6 protein-coding genes are annotated in these 7,131 nt (G+C 47.4%); all 6 read right to left on the bottom strand.

What is annotated here, in order from left to right; all coding sequences use genetic code 11:
* Positions 1–3: 3 nt before the first annotated feature.
* Genes AOU00_RS13195 through fabI form a run of 6 tightly spaced genes read right to left on the bottom strand, consistent with a single transcriptional unit; the run spans position 4 to position 6,889 of the window.
* Positions 4–411, bottom strand: a complete 408-nt coding sequence (locus AOU00_RS13195; RefSeq protein ID WP_025721676.1) for a 3-hydroxyacyl-ACP dehydratase FabZ family protein — start codon at positions 409–411, stop codon at positions 4–6.
* 4 nt (positions 412–415) lie between these two features.
* A complete protein-coding gene (gene fabF / locus AOU00_RS13190) occupies positions 416–1,657 on the bottom strand; it encodes a beta-ketoacyl-ACP synthase II (protein WP_069290771.1) in 1,242 nt (413 codons plus the stop codon).
* A 23-nt stretch (positions 1,658–1,680) separates the two neighbouring features.
* Entirely contained in the window at positions 1,681–3,381 is a 1,701-nt protein-coding gene (locus AOU00_RS13185) for a thiamine pyrophosphate-binding protein (RefSeq protein WP_069290770.1), read from the bottom strand.
* Positions 3,378–4,601 (bottom strand): aldehyde dehydrogenase family protein, encoded by a 1,224-nt coding sequence (locus AOU00_RS13180; protein WP_069290769.1) that lies wholly within the window; start codon positions 4,599–4,601, stop codon positions 3,378–3,380. Before AOU00_RS13180 ends, AOU00_RS13185 begins: the two co-directional genes overlap by 4 nt.
* A gap of 44 nt (positions 4,602–4,645) precedes the next feature.
* Positions 4,646–6,106: a class I adenylate-forming enzyme family protein gene (locus AOU00_RS13175; protein ID WP_061831231.1), complete on the bottom strand. Its 1,461-nt coding sequence runs from the start codon at positions 6,104–6,106 to the stop codon at positions 4,646–4,648.
* 12 nt (positions 6,107–6,118) lie between these two features.
* Positions 6,119–6,889 carry an enoyl-ACP reductase FabI gene (gene fabI / locus AOU00_RS13170; RefSeq protein WP_013308164.1) on the bottom strand — a complete coding sequence of 257 codons (771 nt, stop codon included), beginning with the start codon at positions 6,887–6,889 and terminating at the stop codon, positions 6,119–6,121.
* Between the last annotated feature and the right edge of the window lie 242 nt (positions 6,890–7,131).

Here is a 7,131-nt window from a genome sequence, read left to right as displayed (position 1 = left end):
CCGTCATTGATCCAGTGAAACAATTTCTTCCGCCTCAACCACCAATCGATCCCCTACGGAAGCCCGACCGCTTCCGAGAATATAGCCCCGCCGACGCTTGATCACTTCAAAATAGAGATCAATTCGGTCTCCAGGCTTGGCCAAGCTGTGGAATCGAATTCCATTGAGGTTAGTCAGGTATGAAATGCCTTTTTTATCAATCGCAGCGAATGCCGCTAATTGTGCAAGCGACTCCACAATCAACATAGGAGGCATGTATGGGTTAGTGTCAGTAATGAACCACTCACTCCAGGTGACAAGCTTGTATCCCTTCGCCCATTGCGACGTTTCGTACCCGGTCACGCCATCCAACAGAAGAAATGGGTACCGGTGCGGAAGCACATCCGGGATATGGATTAGCTCTTCGCTCACAGGCTTATTCCCCTTCCCACTTGCGAACAGCAAGGCAGACGTTGTGCCCTCCGAAACCAAATGAATTGCTAATCGCCGCGCGGACCTCGCGTTCCTGATATACATGCGGCACAAAATTCAATTCAGGAGCCTCAGGATTGTCGCAATTGAGTGTCGGTGGTACTTTGCTGTGAATCATACTCTGCACAGTCGCAATTAATTCGACTGCACCTGCACCGCCCATTAAATGACCAGTCATGGATTTAATAGACGATATCGCCAAACGGGGGGCATGCTCCCCGAATACTTTTTGAATAGCATTAATCTCCATACGATCATTAAATGGCGTACTCGTACCGTGGGCATTGACGTAGTCGATTTCCTGCGGTGTTAAGCCGCCATCCTGCAGTGCGATATTGATCGCTTCTGCCGGGCCGGAGCCAGAGGGATCTGGAGCCGTGATATGATACGCATCAGTTGTGCATCCGTAACCCACAACTTCGGCCAGAATGGTGGCTCCGCGGTTCAAAGCATACTCCAACTCCTCCAGCACCAAGACTCCTGCTCCTCCACCGATGACGAATCCATCGCGATCCACATCAAACGGACGACTAGCCTTCTGCGGCTCTTCATTACGTCTGGAGAGAGCATGGATATTCGCAAAAGATGCCAGATCAAGCTGACTAAAATTGGCTTCTGCTCCACCGGCAACCACGACATCAGCCGTGCCGTACTGGATCGTACGTAATGCCTCACCAATGGCATTACTTCCTGTGGCACAAGCCGTAACCACAGCAAAAGAAGGCCCCTTGGCTCCAATAGCAATGGAGATCTCACCAGGTGCTGAATTAATCATCATCGAGGAAACAAAATAAGGAGAAACTCTTTTGGGACCAAGCTTTGTTAATTTCCCAAAGTTCTCCTCTATAACGTCGAGGCCGCCTGCTCCAGAGCCGACAATAACTCCCACGCGACTTGCATTCCGCTCATCAATCACTAATTTTGATTGCTCCACTGCCTGCCGGGCAGCCGCCAAAGCAAACTGAGTGAACTGTGCGACTTTATTAGCTTCCTTCTTGCTCATATATTGCAATGGGTCAAAGCCCGTAACCTGTGCACCGATCTTTGTCGGAATGTCCGCTGTATCGAAAGCAGTGACAGGTCCGATTCCACTTTTTCCTTCCAACAGTGAATTCCAGAAATCCGTAAGATTAAGCCCGACCGGCGTTACGACTCCCTGTCCAGTCACTACAACACGTCTTCTCACTGTATCCACGTCCTTCGTTGAAATTAATTCTTAGAAGCCTGTTGCTCGTAGAGAGGAAAGTCGCCATACACATGACTGATTTTTTCATGCACATCCGCAAGATCAGCATATACCTCGACGATCACAAGCTTGTTCTCCTGATACTTTTGCCAAGCAAGCTGAAGCTGTTCCCGTGCCTCTCCCTTACTCCGAATTGCAAGACTTTCCACAAACTCGTACTGAGGAATTTGAATTCCTGTCTTGGCCTCCTCAGAAACAAACGGGAGGGACTGCCCTGTGAGATGCTTATAATTCATTTGATTCTGTAACCAACCATACCCACCATTATTGAGTACGAGATAGATTAACGGTATTTGATACTCCACCGCCGTCATAAAATCCGAACAAAAGAGATTGAACGCACCGTCACCTACAAGTGCTACTACTGGACGTTGTGTTGCCACGCTTGCTCCCAGAGCAGCAGCCGCACCGAATCCAAGACTCGTTTGATCACTAGGAACAATCGAGAGAGAGCCTTGGGCAAAGCGAAAATATGGATAAAAATAGGACCACATATCCTGCAATCCATTCTCTTGAAGAAGCACCAGATTTTCAGGGAACTCCGTCTGAATCATGTCCAACAGCTCAGGAACGTGGATTCCAGGGGTCTTTTTCAGCTCTTCCAAATAAATAGCCCTGTGAGAAAAAGCCTCCTGTTTACAGCTCCTAATCGTTTCAAGCCACACTCCATCAGGCTCCTGGCCGCGCCGTTCAAGCCACTGCTCCACCGCTGCATATCCATCACCAAGCACCTTGATACCCCTGTACTCGTGTGCAAAATCCTCCAGATTTACATTGACTTGAATCAAAGGAGTATCCTGTAGCAAAATATCCCACTCAAAAGTAGCCGTTTCTTCCAATCGACTGCCCAGTGTGATTACCACATCAGATTCCTTCCAGATTTGTCTTAGACTAAGATCTGTATAGAGTCCCGCAACACCACAGAAGAGTTCGTGGTCTTCATCAACTACACCCCGTCCCGAGGCGGTTGCGAACAAGGCCGCTCCATGTTGGTTAGCAAACCGTTCAATCACATCACCTGTACCTGACTTCATTCCGCCTCCGACTAGAATGAGTGGCCTGCGGGCGTTCTCAATAATTCCCCACGATGCATCCAACTCCCGACGAGACGGAGAGCACGACAGCTTTTCTGGTGGGGTAAACTGAAACCCTGTTGGCACAGGCTGGTCCATCAGGTTTTCAGGGAGTTCGATATAGACAGGACCTGGTGCTCCATTGATAGCCAAAAAGGCAGCCCGCTCCATCGCCCATACAAGCCGATCCGCATGCTCGACACGATAAGCCCACTTTACGAGCGGCTTCACGAGTGAGATTTGATCCGCTTCCTGAAAGGATCGGGTACCCAGCTTGTCTCCGCCAGTGCCAAGCGCCAGAAGCAGGAGCGGAGCGCCCAGGTTTTTGGCTTCCAGCAGCCCTGTGAGTGTATTACTGAGCGCAGGGCCTTTCCCCACAACACACACGGACATCTGGTTGGTGGTGAGCGCATAACCTGCTGCCATGAACACAGCATTACGTTGATCTTTGCACAGGATAAAATCCATACCGGATGAGGGGAGTGACGATACGATTTTGAGATCATCACTTGGTAATCCAAAGAGATGCTGAACCCCAGCCGATTTTAAGTAGCCAATGATGGCATCCCAGGGAAAGAAGCTCGCAGTCATACCAAACTCCTCTTTTCCGACAAATATTCTGCGACAATTTCTGAAATCAAGATCGGCTTCGAAATGAGCTTGAAATCGTAAAAAATATAGTTCGACATCGTGCCGTAGCCACCAAAAGGCTTATTACCTTGATCCACATCCTCAAGCGTCTGATTAATGGTCAGCGTGTGCTTCTTTCGCAGAACGTCAGTCAGGTGCTCCGATCCGTATAAGCTGCAACCCATTGCACGTTCACTGAAATAACTGGAGGAAATACGCTTGATCAATTGCTCGTCGTCTTGGTAGCTAACTACATTGAAGACTGGCGAAAAATACTCAATAATCTCCAGATTCTGCTCCAATTCACTATATACAACCGTTGGCTCCATCTTTTTTGTACGGAAATCAATGCCGCCGCCGTAAATAATAAACTTATCGTTCGTGTTGAAATATTCGGAAACCGAATATAGCGTGTCTTTATAGAATATAGGGGTATAGTTTGCGTTCGGATCATCGTTGGCACCAAATACGAGTTGGTCAAGCTGTTGAATCAGCAGATCTTTGAAATGCTCACTCACATCTTGATGTACCAGAATGATGTCGGGGCCTAGGCAGTCTTGTCCAGAGTTGAACAATCTCATTCGGATCACATCGGTAACCGCCAGCTCCAGATCTGCATCAGGTCCGATGATGAAAGGATTTAGTCCTTGTCCGTAAAAAATGTAGAGCTGATCTTTTCGAATCTGTTTTTTGATCTTCTCTGCATTGGTATAGCTTCCGGTGAACACCACAATATCAGCTGGCATCACGGAATTCTCCATGAACACCTTCTGGCTAACTTTACGAATATAGATGGGTAATCCATGTACAGCCTGAAGCTTTTCATGCAGCATGTTAACGTACTCGTTTACGTGAGAAGAAGGACGAAAGTCTATATTTTCAACGTACAGGGACGGAATCAAGAGGTATAATGCATAGGAGTACAAAATGACGTTGGAAGGCATAAATACAGCCATAGATTGTTGCCAGCTTGGCTGATAGGTCTGAACTTCTTGCAGAGCACCTTGAAGTGTGAGGATCGTGGAGTCAATTTCTGCATTGGCAGCCCGATAGGATGAAAATTGTGTGAGAATATCCATCACTTCCTGCCGATTTTCAATCAAATAATTGAGGCATTTCAGAATAGATTCATGCCTTTTCAGAAACAGTGTGTTTTCTGCCAGTTCTGGATTTATACTCATGGCACATTCTCCCTTTCCTGTATGCAGTTTTGGTATATATCTTGTTATGCTTTGCGAGAAGCAGCTTTCTCTAGAGCAACACGCTCCATCTCCAGACGATCTACTTTTCCATTGCGATTTAAAGGAAAATGATCGAGCGGAAGCAAAAGATCGGGAAACATGTATGAAGGGAGTACCTGACTCATCTCTTTGCGGAGCACAGGCACGACCTGTGAGGAATCACTTTCGATGAATGCGACAAGCAATGTCCCTTTAGCCTCATCCTCCAAGGTAATCACGCAGGATCGGTAGCCTAGCGAACCAATTCGGTCCTCAATATAGACCGGAGATACCATGTAGCCCATCCGGTTGACCGTCTTACCGCTGCGACCAATGACATACAGCATTCCGTCATCCAGATAGCCCAGGTCCCCCGTCTTGAACCAGCCGTCCTGTAGAACGGATTGCGTCAGGTCTGGACGATTTAGATAACCTTCCATGCATCCAGCACTGCGTATCCACACTTCGCCTACGATACCGTCCGCCTGCTGGTTGCCTGTAGAATCTAGTATTTTCAGATCCACACCAGGTAATGGTAGGCCACAACCCTTCGGACACTCTAGCGTCCCCAGCGTAACGTTGCCCAGTTCAGAAAGGCCGTAACCATTCAGCAGGGGCTGTCCAAATATGTTGTTAAATTTCTCTTCAAGGTCCTGGGTAAGTGGGGAACCGCCTACGCACCACATGCGCACCGGAGCTTCCTTTACCATTTCCAGTTGTTCGGGTTTTCGGTTTAGCATACGCAACAAGGTGTAAAAAGCAGAGGGGTTAGCGTCTACGACCGTCGCCCGGTCTTTCGTAATACTTGCAATGACGCTCCAGAGGTTTTTTGGATTGCAGATGATGAGAGAACATGAAGTTAACCACCAGGAGAAGATAAGTGAGATTCCATAAAAATGAGAAAAAGGCACAACGGGGAGCATATGGTCAGACGGTAGGTAGTTCATGGCGTGTATGGAATGCCTGATATTCTCCATAAAAGCTGAACCAGCTTTCACGATTCCCTTGGGTTTGCCTGTCGTACCTGAAGAATACAGAATGAGCGCATCTGACCTCTCGCACCACTTGCTAAAGTCGAGGGCTTCAAGCTTTGGCTCTCCCACCCAATCCGGGTGTACTGCTTCTTCTTGAATCAGATCTTGAATCAGAATAACGAGAGCATGAGGAAGTTCTAAATCGGAATCCGTAAGGATGCAACAGGCATCCGCTTCATCATAGATTTGGGCCACCTCATCGAGCACAGTCTGCTCGTCCACTACAGTCACCGAAACAGCAATATTGCACAGGGAGAACAGAGACACAACAAACCAATAGGAATTGGCCGCTTTCAGAATCACTCTACCGTCTTCGGGAATTCCTCTGAGCGTCAACATCCGGGAGAAGATCGTAACGTCTCGCTCCAGACGCTCCCTAGTCATAACTCCTTCAGGTGAGATAATACGGCAATCCGTATGCGTAATAAGCACAACGTTCCCTCCTTACATCCCCGTAATATGGTATCCAGCATCTACATGGATAACTTCACCCGTAATGCCTCTCGATAAATGGGAAAATAGGAATAACGCCGTATCTCCGACTTCCGACGTATCAACCGTCTTGCGTAGGGGCGTAGTTTCTTCAATATGTTTGAGCATTGTGTTAAAATCTTTAATGCCATAGGCAGCCAAGGTCCGTATCGGACCAGCGGAAATCGCATTTACACGAATGCCATATGTGCCCAGATCATTCGACAGATAGCGCATGCTGGCTTCCAGTGAAGCCTTCGCCACACCCATAACGTTGTAATTTTTGATCGCTCGTTCTGCGCCAATATACGTCATGGTGACGATACTTCCACCCTCTGTCATCAGCGGGTATACTCGACGGGATACAGCAGCCAGAGAATAGGCACTGATTTCTTGGGCAACAGCGAATCCCTCGCGAGAAGTGTCAACGAACAAGCCATCCAAATCCTCAGCCTTAGCATAGGCGACACTGTGAAAATAACCATGCAATACGCCTACTTTTTCTTTTAGAAAATCCGCTAATGCATCAAGCTCTTCATTGCTTTGTACATTACAAGGACAGACCAGTGCTCCCGGAATGGTTTCAACGAGCTTTAGTACCCGCTCTGCAACCCTCTCATTTTCGTAAGTAAAAATGAGCTGTGCTCCTTCAGCAGCTAAAGATTGAGCTGTCCCCCAGGCAATACTCCTGTTATTAGCCACGCCCATAATCAAAATGTTCTTACCGCTCAGTAGTACTGCCACAGAAACCACCTTTCTTTTTTACATTTTTAAACAAAATAACAACTTAATTGCGTATGTCTACATTTATAGACATATGTAATCTTTCCTGGAATATTATCGCGTTAATTGCCAAACTTGGATAGGCGACGTTTTAGGCAAATCACATTTATTTTAAAATTTGTGTGAATGAGTGAACACTACTCCGCAGTTGAGTTCAGCTGTAATCTCGAGCCCAATTTTTTTAAATTCCAATCGCTTCCATA

Origin of the sequence: Paenibacillus polymyxa, from assembly GCF_001719045.1 — a bacterium.
Taxonomy (GTDB): Bacteria; Bacillota; Bacilli; order Paenibacillales; family Paenibacillaceae; genus Paenibacillus; species Paenibacillus polymyxa_B.
Note: the sequence above shows the minus strand (reverse complement) of the source record. Positions and strands in the feature narration are given on the sequence as shown.

What these genes read in the sequence shown, in the direction of transcription:
- AOU00_RS13180 (WP_069290769.1), bottom strand. Translation starts at nt 4,601, where the DNA reads ATGAGTATAAATCCAGAACTGGCAGAAAACACACTGTTTCTGAAAAGG.
- AOU00_RS13185 (WP_069290770.1), bottom strand. Translation starts at nt 3,381, where the DNA reads ATGACTGCGAGCTTCTTTCCCTGGGATGCCATCATTGGCTACTTAAAA.